The 18,407-nt window shown below is 43.2% G+C and carries 16 protein-coding genes; 6 read left to right on the top strand and 10 right to left on the bottom strand.

Annotated features, from left to right (window positions below; genetic code table 11):
• Positions 1–44: 44 nt before the first annotated feature.
• On the bottom strand, positions 45–419 hold the full coding sequence (locus BMX69_RS17640; RefSeq protein ID WP_025230170.1) for a metal-dependent transcriptional regulator: 375 nt from the start codon (positions 417–419) through the stop codon (positions 45–47).
• Positions 420–672: 253 nt separating this feature from the next.
• Here BMX69_RS17640 and BMX69_RS17635 point away from each other — a divergent pair, with 253 nt between their 5' ends.
• The 4 genes from BMX69_RS17635 (at position 673) to BMX69_RS17620 (ending at position 4,424) form a co-directional block, all read left to right on the top strand.
• Complete coding sequence (locus BMX69_RS17635; protein ID WP_054791380.1) at positions 673–1,218, top strand: V4R domain-containing protein; 546 nt, start codon at positions 673–675, stop codon at positions 1,216–1,218.
• Positions 1,219–1,221: 3 nt separating this feature from the next.
• On the top strand, positions 1,222–2,454 hold the full coding sequence (locus BMX69_RS17630; RefSeq protein WP_100043079.1) for a sensor domain-containing diguanylate cyclase: 1,233 nt from the start codon (positions 1,222–1,224) through the stop codon (positions 2,452–2,454).
• A gap of 81 nt (positions 2,455–2,535) precedes the next feature.
• Positions 2,536–3,585, top strand: coding sequence for a DNA adenine methylase (locus BMX69_RS17625; protein ID WP_100043078.1), 1,050 nt, complete (start codon positions 2,536–2,538; stop codon positions 3,583–3,585).
• Positions 3,576–4,424 carry a DNA adenine methylase gene (locus BMX69_RS17620; protein WP_054791383.1) on the top strand — a complete coding sequence of 283 codons (849 nt, stop codon included), beginning with the start codon at positions 3,576–3,578 and terminating at the stop codon, positions 4,422–4,424. Before BMX69_RS17625 ends, BMX69_RS17620 begins: the two co-directional genes overlap by 10 nt.
• 80 nt (positions 4,425–4,504) lie before the next feature.
• Here the strand turns inward: BMX69_RS17620 and BMX69_RS17615 are convergent, their stop codons facing one another.
• The 4 genes from BMX69_RS17615 to BMX69_RS17600 form a co-directional block, all read right to left on the bottom strand.
• Entirely contained in the window at positions 4,505–7,021 is a 2,517-nt protein-coding gene (locus BMX69_RS17615; RefSeq protein WP_100043077.1) for a cation-translocating P-type ATPase, read from the bottom strand.
• Between the two features lie 205 nt (positions 7,022–7,226).
• Positions 7,227–7,838: a YkvA family protein gene (locus BMX69_RS17610; protein WP_278280740.1), complete on the bottom strand. Its 612-nt coding sequence runs from the start codon at positions 7,836–7,838 to the stop codon at positions 7,227–7,229.
• 145 nt (positions 7,839–7,983) lie between these two features.
• Complete coding sequence (locus BMX69_RS17605) at positions 7,984–10,407, bottom strand: HAD-IC family P-type ATPase (protein WP_157724433.1); 2,424 nt, start codon at positions 10,405–10,407, stop codon at positions 7,984–7,986.
• Between the two features lie 194 nt (positions 10,408–10,601).
• The gene (locus BMX69_RS17600; RefSeq protein WP_174715228.1) at positions 10,602–11,132 is read right to left on the bottom strand and encodes a GNAT family N-acetyltransferase; all 531 of its coding nucleotides are present in this window, start codon (positions 11,130–11,132) and stop codon (positions 10,602–10,604) included.
• A gap of 182 nt (positions 11,133–11,314) precedes the next feature.
• Between BMX69_RS17600 and BMX69_RS17595 the strand changes: the two genes are divergently transcribed.
• Positions 11,315–12,475: a tyrosine-protein phosphatase gene (locus tag BMX69_RS17595; RefSeq protein WP_054791391.1), complete on the top strand. Its 1,161-nt coding sequence runs from the start codon at positions 11,315–11,317 to the stop codon at positions 12,473–12,475.
• Positions 12,476–12,633: 158 nt separating this feature from the next.
• On the opposite strand, the gene BMX69_RS17590 is transcribed toward BMX69_RS17595, so the two are convergent.
• From BMX69_RS17590 to BMX69_RS17570, 5 genes are read right to left on the bottom strand one after another with little or no spacing between them, the layout of a single operon-like run.
• On the bottom strand, positions 12,634–13,731 hold the full coding sequence (locus BMX69_RS17590) for an ABC transporter substrate-binding protein (protein WP_100043075.1): 1,098 nt from the start codon (positions 13,729–13,731) through the stop codon (positions 12,634–12,636).
• Between the two features lie 15 nt (positions 13,732–13,746).
• Entirely contained in the window at positions 13,747–14,532 is a 786-nt protein-coding gene (locus BMX69_RS17585) for an ABC transporter permease (RefSeq protein ID WP_100043074.1), read from the bottom strand.
• Entirely contained in the window at positions 14,532–15,344 is an 813-nt protein-coding gene (locus BMX69_RS17580; RefSeq protein ID WP_100043073.1) for an ABC transporter permease, read from the bottom strand. Before BMX69_RS17580 ends, BMX69_RS17585 begins: the two co-directional genes overlap by 1 nt.
• A complete protein-coding gene (locus tag BMX69_RS17575; RefSeq protein WP_054791392.1) occupies positions 15,337–16,413 on the bottom strand; it encodes an ABC transporter ATP-binding protein in 1,077 nt (358 codons plus the stop codon). The genes BMX69_RS17580 and BMX69_RS17575 overlap by 8 nt, the downstream gene beginning before the upstream one ends.
• Positions 16,414–16,430: 17 nt before the next feature.
• Entirely contained in the window at positions 16,431–16,964 is a 534-nt protein-coding gene (locus BMX69_RS17570; protein WP_092242480.1) for a helix-turn-helix domain-containing protein, read from the bottom strand.
• Positions 16,965–17,279: 315 nt separating this feature from the next.
• On the opposite strand from BMX69_RS17570, the gene BMX69_RS17565 reads away from it, so the two are divergent.
• Positions 17,280–18,335 carry a lactonase family protein gene (locus tag BMX69_RS17565; protein ID WP_054791393.1) on the top strand — a complete coding sequence of 352 codons (1,056 nt, stop codon included), beginning with the start codon at positions 17,280–17,282 and terminating at the stop codon, positions 18,333–18,335.
• Positions 18,336–18,407 lie beyond the last annotated feature (72 nt).

The following is an 18,407-nucleotide window of genomic DNA, read 5'->3' as shown; positions in this document are numbered from 1 at the left end:
GCAGCCGGCATATTTTGGCCTGACTGCTCTTTTTGCTTTCTTTTTTATACTTCTCCTTCACCATTTACGTGAGCTTTAATGGCTGCAAAGCTTTCCGCGCTTATTACGTGCTCGACCCGGCAGGCATCCTCCAATGCGGTCTTAGGAGTCACCCCAAGGGCAATCAGCCACTCCGAAAGCAAGGTGTGGCGTTCGTATATCTTTTCTGCAATTTCAAGCCCTTTTTCCTGCAATGTGATGTGACCGTTTTCGTCTATCCCGATGTACCCGTTTTCCCGGAGGTTTTTCATTGCCACGCTGACGCTTGGTTTGGAAAAGTCCAGTTCTTCGGCAATGTCTATGGAGCGCACATAGCCGTTGCGCTTCTTAAGCATCAGGATCGTTTCCAGATAATTTTCTGCAGATTCCTGTATCCTCATATCATCACCCTCTTTCCTGCTTTCATTGGATATTCCTTTATTTTAACATGGACCGGCACAACTTTTCAAGATGACTTCTCCTTATATTATTTTGTTACCTGATTATTTTGGTTACAAAAAAACCATGTTACCATTTTTTTGTTGAAATATGTCAAAATTTTTATTATAATGTATTATGGTTGACTTTATCATTTTGCAGATGCCTTAAGGCGAAGCAATCGGGCTGTGCAGACAAAGATATGGGGGGAGGCATATGTTCAATGTTTTTCATATAGGAGAAGAGAAGGATTTTTCCTGGAGTATGATAGGGAATATAGCAGAAGGGAGAAGGAATCTGGGGGAAGGGATGCCAGTCATGATGTACCGGCTGTTCCAGTATTCCTTAAGAAGCGAATTATCACGGAGATTTAGTGAAGATATGGCAAAAGAGCTTTTCCGAAAGGCAGGAGAGCTTTCCGGAAGAGAATTTGCTTTGCATATGCTTGATTTAACTCTTCCTCTCAACGACTTTCTGGCGTCCCTGCAAAACAGCCTGGAGGTATATAAGATAGGCATTCTACGAATTGAAAAGTTTGATCCCCACACTGGAGATGTGGTCCTGACTGTTGGGGAAGACCTGGATTGTTCCGGACTCCCTGTGACGGGAGATCAAGTGTGTAATTATGACGAAGGATTTCTTTCCGGCGTTTTAAAGGAATACACGGGAAAGGATTATCATGTAAAAGAGGTTGATTGCTGGGCCAGCGGAGCACGTGTATGCAGATTTGAGGCTAATGTCGATCAACAGGCGAAGGTGTAGTGGATGACAGAAAAAGATGCGTCTGTACTTTTGGAGCAGATTCGCAATATCATTTTAAATAAGCCGGTTTTCGGGGAGCTGGAGGAGAAGGCACAGGTATATTCAGATCTGGAGCAGGCAGTTTTCTATCTTTCTCACTGTCTTATGGAATCCAATGAGCTTCTTAAGAACCTGGCGGATGGGAACTTAAATGTTCCTCTGCCTGATCGCCACAATTTTCAGGCAGGTGAATTAAAACAGCTTCATGCTGCTTTAAAGCATCTGGAGTGGCAGACCGAACAGGTGATCAAAGGAGATTATAAGCAGCGGGTGAATTTCATGGGGGATTTTTCCCAGGCATTTAATGAAATGGTAGTCCAGCTGGAAATAAGGGAAAATGAGTTGAAAGAGCAGGCAGATAAGATCAAAAGGTTTAATAGGCTGCTGATATTCATTATGGACAGTCTGAAGGAATGGGTTGTTGTTATAGACGAAGAGAACGGGACGGTATTATATACCAATGATTCAGCCAGAAAGAGGTTTTATGACCCCGGGACAAGGCAATTTGCCTGCGGGGGCGAAGATTGTCCCTTAATGGCCCGCTTAAAGTCCCATACCGGCCTGGAACAGGAATTGCGGTATGAATTCAAATGCTCCCGCAATAAGACCTTCCAGGTAAGGTCCTATTCTTTGTTATGGGAGGAGAAAAAAGCGGTGGTCCATCTCATGACGGATGTTACATATCAGAGGGAAAATGAAGCCTTCTTAGAGGTCATGGCCTATAAGGATGAACTGACCGGGCTGGATAACCGGCGCAGCGGCCTGCGTACCATTGACTCTTGTATTCAAAAGGGCATTCCTTTTTCCCTTTGCATGATTGATATGGACGGGCTGAAAAATATCAATGACCGGTACGGGCATTTATACGGAGATGAATATATAAAGTCTGTTTCGCAAGTGCTGAAGGACTCTGCCCGGGATACAGACATTACATGCCGGTTCGGAGGCGATGAGTTTATCATGCTGTTCAGGGGGTGCGACGAACAGACGGCAGAGGAAAGGATGGACCTGATCGATAAGAAGCTGTCTGAACTTGCGAAGGTTTATCCGATGTCCATCAGCTATGGAGTGGTTTATGTTGAAGAGGGGACGGAACTGTCTCCGGAAGCCGCTTTAAATATAGCAGATGAAAGAATGTACCGCTTTAAAAGGCAGCGAAAGAAGAAAAATAACGGGTTAGGCAGCAATGGAATTTAGAAAGCTCAACTTTTCTTGTATTTTTTGTAATTTTACATTATAATGATAGGCAGGTTAAAACGAAATAGGAGCAAGAAAAGAATGAGATTTATTGGAAGCAAGACATTGCTGCTGGACCAGATTAAGCATGTGATTGATGAAAAGGCACCGGGAGCGGAGAGCTTTTGTGATATATTTTCTGGAACCGCAGCGGTTGCCAGATATTTTAAACAGTGGTACCAGGTCTGTTCCAATGACCTGCTGTACTTTTCTTATGTGCTGCAAAGGGCTACCGTTGAGAATGACAGTGTGCCGGAATTTGCCCGTTTGCAGGAAGAAACCGGGATCATGGATCCGGTAGATTATTTTAACGGCAGGGAAAAAAAGGATTTAGAAGAGCTGCCAAAGGAGCGCCGGTTTTTTCAAAATACCTATGCTCCCACAGGCGGCCGCATGTATTTAAATGACGAGAATGCTCTGCGCATTGACTTTGCCAGATGCACCGTGGAAGACTGGAAGGCTGCCGGACTGCTTAGTGAGGACGAGTATTATTATCTGGTCGCCTGCATTGTGGAGGGGATCCCTTTTGTTTCCAATACCTCAGGAACCTATGGTGCATTCCATAAAGCCTGGGAGAGGCGAAGCTACAAGCGGTATGAGCTGTATCAGCTGGGTGTGACACACAATGGAAAGCAGAACCGCTCTTTTAATGAAAACGGAGTGGATCTTTTAACACGCCTTAAGGGGGACATCCTCTATATTGATCCTCCCTATAATGCGCGCCAGTATCTTTCCAATTACCATGTCCTTGAGACCGCTGCCAGATATGATTATCCTATGGTTCGGGGAGTCACCGGGCAGCGGCCTGACGAAGGGCAGAAATCGGAGTTCTGTATGAAGAATAAGGTGGTTCCGGCGTTTGAGGAACTGCTTAAGAATGCGCAGTTTAAGCATATTATCTTAAGCTACAGCACGGACGGGCTTATGACGGTAGATGAAATTGAGAAGGCCATGAAAAAGTACGGGAAGCCGGAAACCTTCCAGATCTATGAGATCCCATACCGGAGATATAAGAGCCGGAAGGTGAAGGAAACAGAACGGTTACGGGAGCTTTTGTTCTATATGGAAAAGCAGGTGCCGCCATGTACATAAAAAGTCCTCTAAACTATACTGGGGGAAAATTTAAGATCCTGGAACCCATTTTTGAGGCGTTTCCAAAGAATATCCGCACATTTGTGGATGTTTTTGCCGGGGGCTTCAACGTAGGGATCAACGTGGATGCCAGGCAGATCGTCTGCAATGACCAGATCATGTATCTCATCGAACTGTACCAGATGTTCCGTTCCACCGACATTAAGGAAATTCTGGAGAGGATTCAGAGCCTGATCTCAAAATATGAACTGACACAGCAGAACAGGGAAGGATATTATGCTCTTCGGTCAGACTATAACAAAACGAAGGATTTAACGGAGCTGTTTGTCCTGGCCTGCTATGCGTTTAACCATCAGATACGCTTTAATAACAGTCATGAATTCAATTCACCTTTTGGAAGGAACAGAAGCTCCTTTAATGGTAACATTGAAAAGAATTTAATAGAGTTCTGCCAGGCTCTTCACGAGAAAAACATTGAGTTTTCAAACCTGGACTTTATGGAGCTGGATTATACTGGTCTGGGGCCGGAAGACCTGGTTTACTGTGATCCGCCTTATCTGATCTCAACGGGGAATTATAACGATGGGAACCGGGGATTCAAGGACTGGAAGGAACGGGAGGAGCAGGCCCTTTTGGAGCTTTTGGACCGTCTTCATAAACAAGGTACCCGGTTTGCCCTGTCCAATGTCCTTTACCATAAGGGACTGTCCAATGACCTTCTCATTGAGTGGAGCAAGGGGTATCAGGTTCATTATATCGATCATACCTATTCTAACTGCAGCTATCAGTTTAAAGAGCGGGAGGCGGTTACGGTAGAGGTGCTGATCACTAATTATTAATTAAGACAATTTGTTAAGGCAAGGTTAATTATATATGTTTAAGGGAAGTCGTTATAAGACTTCCCTTTATTTGGCATATTTTATGAAGCAATTGCCTTATGGGCAAGAGCATTGCTTTTCAATTTATTCAGCATCACCTTTACAAAATCAAGCAGGCAGATAAAGGCGATGGTGATCCCTGTAAGGACTGCAAAGTCTGTTAACGGCAAAGATACAAACCCCATTAATCCGGCAGTAAAAGGATTATATACGAGCGCTATGGAAACAGCGATGAACAGCGCAATAGTGCCAAGCAGCAAGCGGGATGGCTTTGCTCCCTGCCAAAAAAAGTGATCTTTGCTTCTCACGGAAATAATAACCAGAAGCTGCGTAAAGTTATAAAATAAAAATAGTGTAGTTTGTGTCAAAGGTGTTGATTCTGTACCGGTAAACAGGAAGAAAAATAAATAATAAACAGCTGTAAAAGCACCCAGACCCAAAGAAGTATTTATTAATGATCTAATCTGACTTGCAGCCTGGGGGCTGCGTACTTCTTCCGGATCAACAAGATCAGAAAACACGGTCATTAAAGGCATATCCTGAATAATATTTCCAATTAAAAGCTGTATTGCCAGCATCGGTATATCCGCAGCAAAAAATATATAAAAGAATATCATGGAAAAGAAGTTGCCTAAATTTCCGATCATAGCATGCTTAATATATTTATTGATATTTACAAATATGCTCCGGCCGTATTGAATCCCATCTAAAATGACCCCTAAATCATCTTCAAGCAGAACAATGTCCGCGCTGTCCTTTGCTACGTCGGTCGCGTTATGGACAGCAATAGCTACATCTGCCAGTTTAAGGGAGGGTGCGTCGTTAATACCATCTCCCTGATATCCTACGACATGGTGATTCTTAAGGTGATTGATAATATTGTATTTTTGTTCCGGCGTAACTCTTGCAAAAACAGAGCATTCCCTTAATGCTGTTTCATATTGTACATCCGACATTCGTTCAAGATCATCTCCTGTGTAGATTTTATCGCCATCTTTTGAAAGCCCCAGTTCTCTGCTTACATATTCTGCTATTTCAATACTGTCGCCTGTTAAGATTTTAACATCTACTCCTAGTTGCCTTGCTTTGTCTATTGTGGATTTAGCTGTTAAACGAAGAGGATCAAGCAATTCCGCGAAGCCTAAAAAGATTAAATCCTTTTCGTCCGTAAGAATGTTATAATCCGGATTATAATCGATCTCTTTGTAAGCAATAGCCAATTGGCGCATACCTTTTTTTCCGGATTCTGCCGCTAGCTGTTTGTAACGTAAATTTTTATTATGATTTGAAAGATCAATAAGAGTTTCAGGTGCGCCGATAACCACTAAATATGATTTGTTATCCTCTGGATTCTGGACAACGACTCTTCTTCTCCTCTCTGCAGGGTTAAAGGGAATGCTATTAAGCTGAATCCAGCACCCTGCCTGTGTCATGATTTCTTCCGGTACATATTGTAAGAACGCCCGGTCAAAGGAACTCATATATTTTTTGTTTTCTACTTGTAAATCTTCAATCGAGATATAGGCTAATGTTTGAAAAAGCGTTTCATCTTCTGATATGACATTGGAAACAGTAAGGCAGTCATTGGTCAGTGTTCCGGTTTTATCTGAACAAAGAAGATTTATCCTGCCTAACCCTTCAATTACTGCCAGCCTTTTGACGATTACTTTTTGTTTCGCCAATTGCAATGCCCCATAGGAAAGGTTGATTGTGGTGATCATCGGCAGAGCTTCCGGCACAACGGTCATTGCCAAAGCAACAGCGAATATTAATACTTCCCCAAAATCATTGGCATTGTGAATCGTTACAGCTTTGATAGCCAGCATAAGAACAATTGTAGCACCAATCATACGCAGTAAAGTAACACTGAATTCCGCAAGGGATTTCTGATACGGTGTTACTTTCTTTGTATCATTGGATAACTGTGCGATTTTACCCAGTTCGCTTTGATTGCCTGTGGCAAAAACTACGCATTTACAGTGGCCTCTTTCAATGACACTGCCGGTGAACAGCAGACTGTCATTTGCATCAATGGAATTATACCCCTTACTTACAGGGATCGATTCACCAGTCAGCTGAGATTCATCCACTGAAAGGTTGTAAGAATCAATGATTTTTAAATCTGCCGGAACCACATCGCCTCCCCGCAATATGACAATGTCTCCCGGTACAAGCTGGCTGGCATCTATTACGGTCTGCTCATGATTCCTGATGACTAAAACGTTGCGTTTAATTAACTGTGAAAGTCTTTCAATCGCCTTACTTGAACGATATTCCTGAATAAAGCTTAAAAACGAGTTCAAAGTAACAATAACCATAATAACGGCAGCATCCGAATATTCCCCCATAATAACCGAAAGTCCGGCCGCAAACATTAGTATAAAGCTTAATGGATTGATAAACTGCCTGCAAAAAATAATAAAGCCATTTATTTTTTCTTTTTTAAAAGTATTTTCACCGAATTGATCTAATTTTGCCTTGACCTGCATGGAATTCAGGCCACCTTCAGAAAAGTTTTCAAGTGGCATTCCAGATACAGGGGCATTGATTTGCTCCATTTTACTACACTCCTTATTGCATTTATACCAACACTATATTCTATATTCCGCAACATTGTTACTGGCAGCCTAAAATAATTTATGAAATAGCAACAGCTGTTGCTATTACAGCACGTGATGTTGCAAATCCGGAACATAAGCTTCGTCAAAGTTTGTTAGGTATCAATAAAAAAGGCCGGTATAAAATACCGGCCAAACGGAACTATTATAAGGTTATATGGAACTCATTTAAAAGGCGGCTTACAGTCAGGGAAACCGCGATTGCGTCATCTAAATAACCAATCGGAAAAACATAATCAGGGATCACATCAGGAGTAAGGATTAAGTATAATAATGCACTGCCAATAATTGGGTGAATACAGGGATCAATATCAGCGGAGCAAAACAATTCATAAAGCCTTTTTAATTGTTCAATAATAATACCCTCTCCATTTAACTCCTTAATCTTAGAATGAAAGCCAGAATGTATCAATTCTTTTCCGGCTTCTGTCTTTGCGTACTGCTCATATTTCTTTAATTCTTTTTGCATATCAACAATAACATCATCCAATTCAATGCCATATGATTGAAGGATATCCTGAATGATTTTAATGATAAATTCTGAATTAGGAGATATATTACTGCCTACTTCAACGCCCACAGCCCGTAATAATTGTTCCATAGGTACATCTAAATACTTGGAAAATTGCTGCAGGTGATGCATGTTTGCAGCTTGTTTTCCGCTTATTATTCTTGATATACTCGACGCAGAAATTCCGCTTAGTGCACTTAATTTTCGTAAAGAGAGGGACTGTTTTGCAGCAGCTGCATTTACTATGGCTCCTAATTGTGATGTGCCTTCGTCTGGTACTCCATTTAAATCCAGATATTCTTTGATACATACCCCTCCTCTTTTATTTCATATTATATCTATATTCACGGAGAGATCCATTAATGGCTATTAATAAGATTTAACCGATATCTTATTCACGGACACTCCGCTTCAGCCAGCCGGCAGTTTTTAAGATATGAAATGCCTCAACCGCCTTACGGCAGATATTACCCAGGAAGCTATGAACATGATAGCTGAAATACACAAGGGGCATATAAAAAAATACGTTCCGGCTGAATAAACTGGATAACATAAACAAATTGCCCAAAAGCGCGAAACATAGGACAAAGCTGCAAACCAGTCCAATCAACAGCCATCGAATGCGCTGCGTATATGGTTTTGCCAACTTTGCCAGCTGGTAAAAGCCCATTATCCCTATTAGGAAGACGACCATGGTTGAAGATTCCGTTGTGGGGATATGAAAGAGAATGCTCGCTAATTGTATATAAAGTGAATTAAAAACAACTGTAATTGCAGCAGGAATTGTGTGCTCTAAAATATTAGTAAGCAGCTTTCCTTCTGGTCTGGAGTAATTTGCCTGCAGCGCCAAGAAGAATGACGGTATTCCAATCGTAAGTTCATTAATCGGCATCATTTGCAGCGGTGCGATCGGATAGGGATATGGAATAAAAATATAAATCAGGGTAAGCAGCACAGAGTAGACGGTTTTTAAAAGAAAAATCGCTGCCACTTTTTCTATGTTGTTGATCACCCTTCGACCTTCCTTTAAAACGTCAATCATGACACTGAAATCGTCAGTTATTAATACGAAATCAGAGGCGGAGCGGGCAGCATCGCTGCCGCCGACCATTGCAACGCTGCAGTCGGCTTCGCGCATTGCCAGAATATCGTTTACGCCGTCTCCGGTCATACATGCGGTATGGTCATTTTTTTTAAGGCCACGGATCAGCTCCCGCTTTTGCTGCGGTGTCACATGGCCGAATATGGTATATTCTTCTACGATAGCTGCGTAGTCTGCTTCACGCTCCACTTGGCTCATATCAATGCTTTTTTCTGATCCTGAGATTCCAGCCTTCTCTGCAACTGCTTGGACAGTACGGGGATTATCTCCGGAAATTACTTTTAAAATCACGCCTTCCTGTGAGAAATACCGGAAGGTCTCATTGGCATTCTCCCGCAGATGATCAGAAAGAATCAAAAGAGCATGGCAGCTTAGTTCCTCTGGAAGTTTCTCTTCCGTGATAGACAGAGGAGAGTGTGCAAGGCACAGTACTCTGAACCCCAAGGAGGCCTCTGCATTGGCCTGTTCTAAAAAATCTTTATTACTGCCCTTAAATACGATATTTGGTGCTCCAATGATATAACTGCCCTTTTCTTTAAAAGTAGCACCGCTCCACTTGCGCTCTGAGGAGAAAGGTAAAATGATGTCGGAAACCCAATTTTCAGTTTTCCCAAATGCTTTGGTCAATGCTGCGGCTGTTGCATTTTTGTCTTCCAAAGTCCCCATTAGTTCAGAAATGGCTAATCCTGCCTCTTTTTCAGAAACATCGGAATATGGTTCCAGCCTCTCAAACTGCAGTGATCCGTCTGTTATGGTTCCTGTTTTATCCAAACACAGCACATCCGTACGGGCTAAAGTTTCTATACTGTATAATTCCTGGACAAGCGCCTTTCTTTTTGCCAGTTTAAGCGCACCAACAGTCATAGTGACACCGGTTAGTAAGATCAGTCCTGCCGGTATCATGCCCAATACAGATGCTGATGAGCCAAGAACGGCAGTCTCCAGCGAATCTCCAAGCAGAAAGTATTTCATATAGAATAAGGTGGTGCCAAGCGGCAGTATCACAATGGTCAAAATCAAGATGATGCGGTTTAATGTACGCAGAAGTGGAGGGACCTGTTTTTTGCTTTTTTTGGCCTCTACGGTCAGAGAGTGGGCATAACTATCTTCCCCTATGGCAGTTATTTGGGCATAGCCATGTCCGCTTGTCACATAACTGCCGGATAGAAGAGTATCGCCCTTTGATTTTTGAATTCGATCCGTCTCTCCGGTAAGAAGGGATTCATCTACTTCAAGCCGCTCCGAAGAAACAACCACGGCATCTGCACATACCTGGTTACCGATAGCCAGTATCACAATATCATCGAGTACAATCTCATCCTGTGCTACTGTATATTCAGCCCCATCCCGGATTACGGTTACATGTGCCTTGGCTAATACAGATAGTTTATCTAATCCGCGTTTTGCCCTCAATTCTTGAAAAATCCCCATACACGTATTGCTTATGGCGATTCCAAGAAAAAGTATGTTTTCCGGATGTCCGACAATTACAAGAATCACCGCAAGGAAAACATTGATGAAGTTAAACAGTGTAAAAATGTTCTTTGATATAATACTGGAGATTGTCGGAGTAAGACCCGTTCTTTGTATATTTACTGCCCCTGCATCGATACGGTTGCGGACTTGTTCTGCAGTTAGTCCTGTACTGATATCAGGATTGCATCGCTTAAAAGATTTATTTATTACTAACCCTTTGCCTTTTCTGTCTTTCATAAGATGATCACCATTAAAATTCCTATATAATTCTGCCGTTAACTGGTCCATAAGTCTTCCAAATAGGTTTCCCGTTTTTTCTGTGTGTTAAACAAACGTTCCTATATAGATGTATATTACAGTTATTGTCTGGTCAATCAAAAAGCCGGCTGAATTCTATCATTCAGCCGGCAAAGACAGCTCTGAAACGAATATCACTGGCACCATTCTGTCCGCAATATAGCGTATTCGAATGTATCCAGCCATACCGGTTCCCCGTTTCTGTTGGTTTTAAAATATATGTTTTGTAAAAGATGTCCTTCCCGTCTCATATGTAAACGTTCAAGCAGCCTCCAGGAATGGTCATTCTTTGGGTTACACATGGCTATAATACGTCTTGCCCCTAACTGGATAAAGGCATGGTCAAGGAGAGCCTTGGCACTCTCTGTGGCATAGCCCTGGCCCTGGTACTTTCTGTTAAACACATATCCCAATTCCCATGTATTAAAGTCCTCTTTGCCCAGATACAGGTTCCCTATTAATTTTTCGGTTCTTTTCAGGCAGACCGCATAGAAAGATTCATCATTTGATCTTCTGATTGCTTCTTTTTTTGCCTGGGCTTCTGAGTAAATATCATATGGTTCGAAGGCCACGGTTTCCTTGTCAGACAAGTACTCATACATATCCTGCCAATCGCATGGCTGAAACATCCTGATAATCAGTCGGTCTGTAACGATGTTTTCCAATTTTCCTCCCCTTTCTTTTTCTAAAATCAGCTATTATATAGATTAAATTATTATAGCATATCCGCAAATATATATGAAGATTTTCTACATGAATGGAAGGCATATTATACTTAACATCATGCTTGTTCTGTGGTATTCTTGATGCATGAGGTTTACAAAATATAATACATGGAGGCATTTTAATGAAAAGGAGAAGATGTGTTTCGATTGGCTTATTTATTGCTGTATTCTTAAGTGGTGCTAAGCCTGTTTACACCATGGCTTTTGAAAATGCAAGTGCAATACAAGAGTCGCAAAACCAGTTGTCCGTTAAGGTTTCAAAAGTGCATGAAAAGTACGGCAATGTTTATATTGGCATTAAAAACCCCGATTTTCTGAAATTATTCCAGTATGGGGACATTGTGGATGTGACAATTGGAGGACAGTTCTTAGAGGTTCCGGTATGTTCTTCCTATAGTGATGTGGACAGTAAGAAAGTCGTAATCGTTGCATCGTCAGCGGAGGATAAAGCGAATGAGGATATCATATTGGCAATAAATCTCGGCAGCTTTGCAGATACATACGGGACGGCTGCTAATGATAATGTAACGATCACCCTTTCAAAAAAGGGAGGATACTTAGATGAATACGAAATTCGTCAGCTGAAACGTACGAACAACAGAGATGACTATAGCAGTGATGAGGTATTTGCCAATTTCCGTGAAGTAACTTATGGAAGAATAGCTCCAGGTAGGCTATACAGGTCATCCAACCCGATCAATCCGGAAATTGGAAGAAATCAATATGCTATGCGGCTTACGGAGGCGGCGGGAGTTAAGGTTATATTTAATCTTTCAGAAACAGCCGAGGAGGTCACGGCTCATTTGGGAGCCGATACCAACGGCAGTCTTGCATATTACAAGGGACTGAATGATATCGGTAATGTGTACGCGCTGGGTATGGGACTTGATTCACAATCGGAAGATTTCAAACAGAAACTTGCAGTTGTTTTGCGGGAAATGGGCGAAAAGAAAGGTCCTTACCTTATCCATTGCGTAGAGGGAAAAGACAGGACCGGTTTTGTTGCCGCATTGCTTGAAGCCCTGATGGATGCGAAATATTGGGAGATTAAAGATGACTATATGGATAGTTTCGTTAATTTCTTCAATGTGCCTGTCGCACCCGGTCAATATGACCGGATTGGGAACAATAACATCTTGGAGAGCATGAGGCAGATGGCTGGTATTCCAAAGGGAAGCAGTCTAAAAGGGGTAGATTTGTCCAAAGCTGCAGAGAGTTATATCAAGTCAATAGGTTTAACAGACGATGAAATAGTAAAACTTAGAGTTAATCTTTCTAACTGAGGCAGACGAGCAGACAGGCTTTTATAAGAAGCACAAAAGGCAGATGAATAAAGGGTATCGTACATGTCTCTGTGAGACACCCTTTAAGCATCTGCCTTTTTGTTGATTTGTAATCATGCGGTAAAATGATGTCTCGTGCCCTTTAATGCCTAGACCATTTAATTGGATTTTACTTCTTTCCAGGCTTCATTGTAAAGGGAATCCACTTCATCCCCCAGATACTTATACACTTCGCTGTTCTTTAAAGAGTCCACGTCCGGGAAAACGGCTTTGTTGTTCTGCAATTCCGGATCAAGTAAATCAAAGGCACCTTTATTTGGAGTAGGATAGGTGATGTATTCAAAGTTCTTTTTAGCAATTTCAGGACGGCAGAGGAAGTCGATCCATTTCTCTGCATTTTCCTTGTTAGGCGCATTGGCAGGGATGACCCAGGAATCCAGCCAAAGGTTGGTTCCTTCCTCAGGGATCACGTATTCTAAGGAGTAATCAAGGCCAAGGTCCTTTACTTCATTCTGGATGTAAAGCATCTCTCCGGAATAGATGACGCCTACTGCAGCCTCGCCGCCGATCATCTTATCCCTGACCTGGTCGATGACATAAGCCTGAACCAGAGGCTTTTGCTTGATCAGCAGTTCCTTTGCTTCCTTGATTTCTTCTTTATTGGTGGTGTTTGAAGAGTAACCGAGGGATTTTAATGCCACCATAAAGGCATCCCGGACGCTGTCCTGCATGAGGATGTTGTCTTTAAACTTTACATCCCAAAGGTCAGACCATTTGGTTGGAACGTCTTTCGGATCCACCATGCTGGTGTTGTAAAGAATTCCTACGGTTCCCCAGCAGTACGGAACGGAATATTTATTTTCCGGGTCAAAGCTCTTTGACATCTCCTGGTATCTGGGGTCAATCTCCTTTACATTTGGAACATTGTCAAAATTGATTTCAGCCAGAAGATTGTTTTCGATCATTTTCTGGATCATATAATCGGATGGGCATACCGCGTCATATTTTACGCCTCCTGCCTCGATGACAGGATACATCTCTTCATTGGTTTCAAACATGTCATAAACGACCTTAATACCGGTTTCTTTTTCAAATTCCTGGATAACGGATTCGTCAATGTACTCCCCCCAGTTGTATACGTAAACCTCTCCGGCGCTTCCTGACTTGGGGGCGGATTTTCCGCAGCCGCTTAAAACGGAGAGGGTAAGAGCACACAGGGAGCCGACTGCCATGATCTTAGATAAAGTTTTTTTCATGTGAATTTTCTCCTATTATTTTTTACGCTTTGGTGCAAAGTTGGTGATGAGCAACAGCACCAGCACCGTGATAAAGATGATACTTGACAGCGCGTACATGGAGGGCTTGATTCCCCGGCGTACCTCGCTGTAAATCAGGGTAGAAAGAGTATTGATGCCGGCTCCCCTTGTAAAGTGTGTGATGATAAAATCATCTAAGGACATTGTGAATGCAAGGAGAAAACCGGAAAGCACACCCGGAAGGATATCCGGGAACACCACTTTGAAAAATGCGGAGACCGATGTGGCTCCCAGATCCAAGGCAGCTTCAAAAGTGCTTTTATCTGTTTGCTTTAACTTTGGCATGACGCTTAAAATGACATACGGGATGTTAAAGGTAATATGTGAAATTAAAATGGTTTTAAAGCCCAGGGAAATCCCAAAGGCGATAAATGCCAGCATAAGGGAGATTCCTGTAACAATATCCGCGTTCAGCATGGGGATGTTGGTAACACCCATGAGAAGGGAGCGGGGGACCCGCTTCATGCCGTTAATGGCGATTGCCGCAGCGGTGCCGATAATGACTGCGATCAGAGAAGACAGGAATGCGATCAGCAGCGTATTGTAAAGGGCTGTCATAATGGTACTGCTTGAGAACAGCTCTGTATACCATCTGGTGGTAAAGCCGCCCCACTGGGTACGGGATTTGGAGCTGTTAAAGGACAGCACTGCCATGGTGGCAATAGGGGCATATAAAAATACCAGAATGATCACCAGGTAAAAATCCTGGATCATCCGTTTGATAAAAGTCTTTCTGTTCATCAGAATGCCGTTCCCTCCCCGTTCTTATCATATTTGGCAATAAGCGCCATGCTGATCAGAATGAAAATCATCAAAACCAGGGAAAGGCCGGAGCCTAGATTCCAGTTGCTTCCCCTGGTAAACTCCTGCTCGATCACATTACCAATCAGAAGGATCTTGCTTCCTCCCAAAAGGTTTGAGATAACAAATGTGGTAAGAGCCGGTACGAATACCATAGTGATCCCGCTTACAATGCCGGGGATGCTTAAGGGAAAAAGGATCCGGAACAAAATCTGAACCGTGTTGGCCCCCAAGTCTCTGGCAGCGTTTATCACATTGTCATCAATTTTCATCAGTACGTTGTAAATCGGAAGAACCATAAACGGCAGAAAGTTGTAAACCATGCCGAGGATAATGGCTCCCGATGTATTGATCAGGTTCTGGTTAGGCAGGTGGAGTGCGGTCAGAACGCCGTTTATAACACCGTTCTTTTCCAGTAATGTCTGCCATGCCAGGGTCCGGAGAAGAAAATTCATCCACATGGGAAGGATGAAGATAAAAACGATAAAGCTTCCCTGGCCCATCCCTCTGGAACGCAGAACCATGGCCAGAGGATAAGCAAGGATCAGGCAGAGGACTGTGCTGATAAAGGAAAGTCCCAGAGAAAGCCAAAGGGCCTTTGCATGTTCTGCCGATGTTACGGAGAGGACATTTGCCATGGTAAAGGCCCCGGAACGGTCCGTGAGCCCGTAATACACAATCAGCGCCAGCGGAATCAGGATGAAGCCGATCATCCACATGATGTATGGGCCGGATAATAATTTTTTATTCATTGATTCCCACGGCCTCCTCATCCTCAGAAGCCGGCTTGTTCATGATCTGAATGTCGAATGGGTTTACGTGAATGCCCACCTCCTGTCCGACCGGGAACATATCCGTGCTGTGTACCAGCCATTCAAAGCCGTCAGGAGTGGTCACTTCCATCTCATAGTGGACGCCCTTGAAAATTAAATGGGTGACAATGCCTGTGAGGGTCCCTTCCTCAGGAGCTACCAGGTCGATATCCTCCGGACGGATGACCACGTCAACAGGCTTATGGGATCCAAAGCCCTTATCCACACAGACAAATTTGGCATTAAAAATCTCCACCAGTTCATCCCGGACCATAATTCCGGGCACGATGTTGCTTTCTCCGATAAAGTCGGCCACAAAGGCATTTTCAGGCTCATTGTAGATGTTTTCCGGGGAGCCCATTTGCTGGATATAACCCTGGTTCATGACAACGATGGTATCAGACATGGTCAGGGCTTCCTCCTGGTCATGGGTAACGTAGATAAAGGTGATACCCAGCTCATTTTTCAGACGGATCAGCTCATACTGCATATCCTGGCGAAGCTTTAAGTCCAAAGCTCCCAAAGGCTCGTCAAGGAGAAGGACCCTTGGTTCGTTTACGATTGCCCTGGCGATGGCGATCCGCTGCTGCTGACCGCCGCTTAAGGAGCTTACTGTGCGGTTTTCAAAGCCGTCTAAGTTGACCAGCTTTAAGGCATATTTAATCTTATCCTGTATATAGGCTTTCGGTTTATTTTTAATTTTCAGGCCAAAGGCGATGTTTTCTGAAATGGACATGTGGTTAAACAAAGCGTATTTCTGGAATACAGTATTCAGCTGCCGCTTGTTGGGAGGCAGGCTGGTAATGTCCTGTCCGTCAAAGATCACCTGCCCTTTGTCAGGGCTTTCAAAGCCGCCGATGATCCGAAGGGTTGTAGTCTTGCCGCATCCGCTGGGTCCTAGCAGGGTAACAAATGCGTTCTCCTTTACCGAGAGGTTTAAATCATCCAGTACCATGGTACCGTCAAAGCTTTTTGTAATATTCCTTAAATCAATTAATGGCTGACCCATCTCCCTTTATCCTCCTGTTAAAAGCTTGGCGGGGAGCTTACCCATATGAGAGTAGCGCCGGCCTTGCTGCTTAAGTAATGTTTTTTGTCTGATACAAAGTAAAAGGATTCCCCTTTTTTGGCTTTATATGTTTTGTTTCCTATATGGATGGAAATATTACCCTGCAGTACATAGCCGAATTCCTCTCCCTCATGAGGATTATCAGGATAAGTTTCTCCGCCGGCTTCCAGGGTGAGAAGGATCGGCTCCATCATGTTTTTCTGTGCATTGGGAATGATCCATTTGATTTCATTCTTAAGCTCTGCATCGTGTTTCTCAAAGTAATCAGATTTTCCGAATACGATCTGTTCTTCCGGGCTCTCATTGAAGAACTCGCCGACAGAGGTTCCAAGGCATTGTAAAATATCCAAAAGGGTAGCAATGGAGGGGGACGTCAAATCCCTTTCCAGCTGGGATATGAACCCCTTTGACAGCTCTGCGCGGTCAGCCAGTTCTTCCTGCGTAAGCCCCTTTAAGACCCGAAGCTCTTTTAGTTTTGTACCGATATCCATATGCTCCTCCTTTATGTTTATGTTAAGCTGAAAGTTTACCTATACTAACTGACGATAAATATAACTAAAAAGTTTAGTAATGATAAACAGGCAGCAAAATACATTATACTGTTTTTTCATTGTATGTCAATAGTTTTTAAGGAACTTTTTCCTTAACAAACAAGGAAATTTATGATATGATAGTTTTAGTTTGTACAACAAAGTTCGATTCGCCGAACCGCGCGTCGAACGGCCGATTTTCTGGATTCAGGCAGCGCATAAATTTGTCTTTATTCAGAGGATCATGCCAAGGAAGATTTCAGGAGGATATGTGTGATGAAGGGCAAGTATATGGCTTATGTAGGTTCTTATTCCTACAACGGACAGGCAAAGGGGATTACTGTATACGATGTTGATGTGGAAGAGGGCCGTTTTATTCCAAGATGCGAGGTGGAAGTTGATAATTCTTCCTATGTAATTGCTTCTAATGATGGGAAGACGCTGTACTCCATCGCGGATGAAGGAATCGTATCCTTCCGCATTCATGAGAATGGGGCGATAACAAGACTTAATTCAGCGAATATTAAGGGAATGAGGGGCTGCCATCTGTCTACCGATGCAGAGGACAGGTATATCTTTGTATCTGGATACCATGATGGTAAGTCCACGGTGCTTCGGCTGAATGAGGATGGCTCCGTAGGTGAGATCGTGACCGGAGTGTACCATAAGGGCCTTGGCAGTGTGGCAGAAAGAAATTTCCGTCCCCACGTGAGCTGTTCCAGAAGAACTCCTGACGGAAAATTTATCATGGTGGCTGATCTGGGAATAGATCAGGTTAAGATTTACCGTTTTAATGAGAACGATGAAGAAATGCTACTGGTGGATGTCCTGCACTGCGATCTGGAATCCGCTCCCAAATGCTTTCGTTTTAGTTCTGACGGAAGATTTTTCTATCTTATTTCAGAGTTAAAGAATGTGATCGATGTGTTCACCTATGAAACAGGAGAGCGGCAGCCAAAGATTGAGAAGATCCAGACGGTTTTCACTGCCGGACCAAAGCAGAGCCAGCTTACTGCGGCATGCTCCATGCGCTTATCCAATGATGAAAGGCATTTATTCTGCGGCAACGCGGGGGACAATTCTGTTACGGTTTATGAGCGGGACAAGGAAACAGGGCTATTAGAAGCCTTATGCTGTCTTCCTATAAGCGGCAGCTTTCCCAAGGATATCTGCGTTTTTCCGGATGATAAGCATATCGCTTCCATCAACCATGAGACTGGCAGTATCACATTTTTCACGGTTGATTATAAGAAAGGGCTTCTTGTCATGAACGGCAAGGAGCTTAAGGTTAATGAACCAAACAGCTGCGTGATCGTAAAAGTAGACAATTAAAACACCTTGAAGGCATACCTCTGCACCCATAAAGCGGGTGGGACCTGCACGGAAAGCACGGGCAGGAAAGAG

Origin of the sequence: Lacrimispora sphenoides JCM 1415 (assembly GCF_900105615.1) — a bacterium.
GTDB lineage: Bacteria > Bacillota > Clostridia > Lachnospirales > Lachnospiraceae > Lacrimispora > Lacrimispora sphenoides.
Note: the sequence above shows the minus strand (reverse complement) of the source record. Positions and strands in the feature narration are given on the sequence as shown.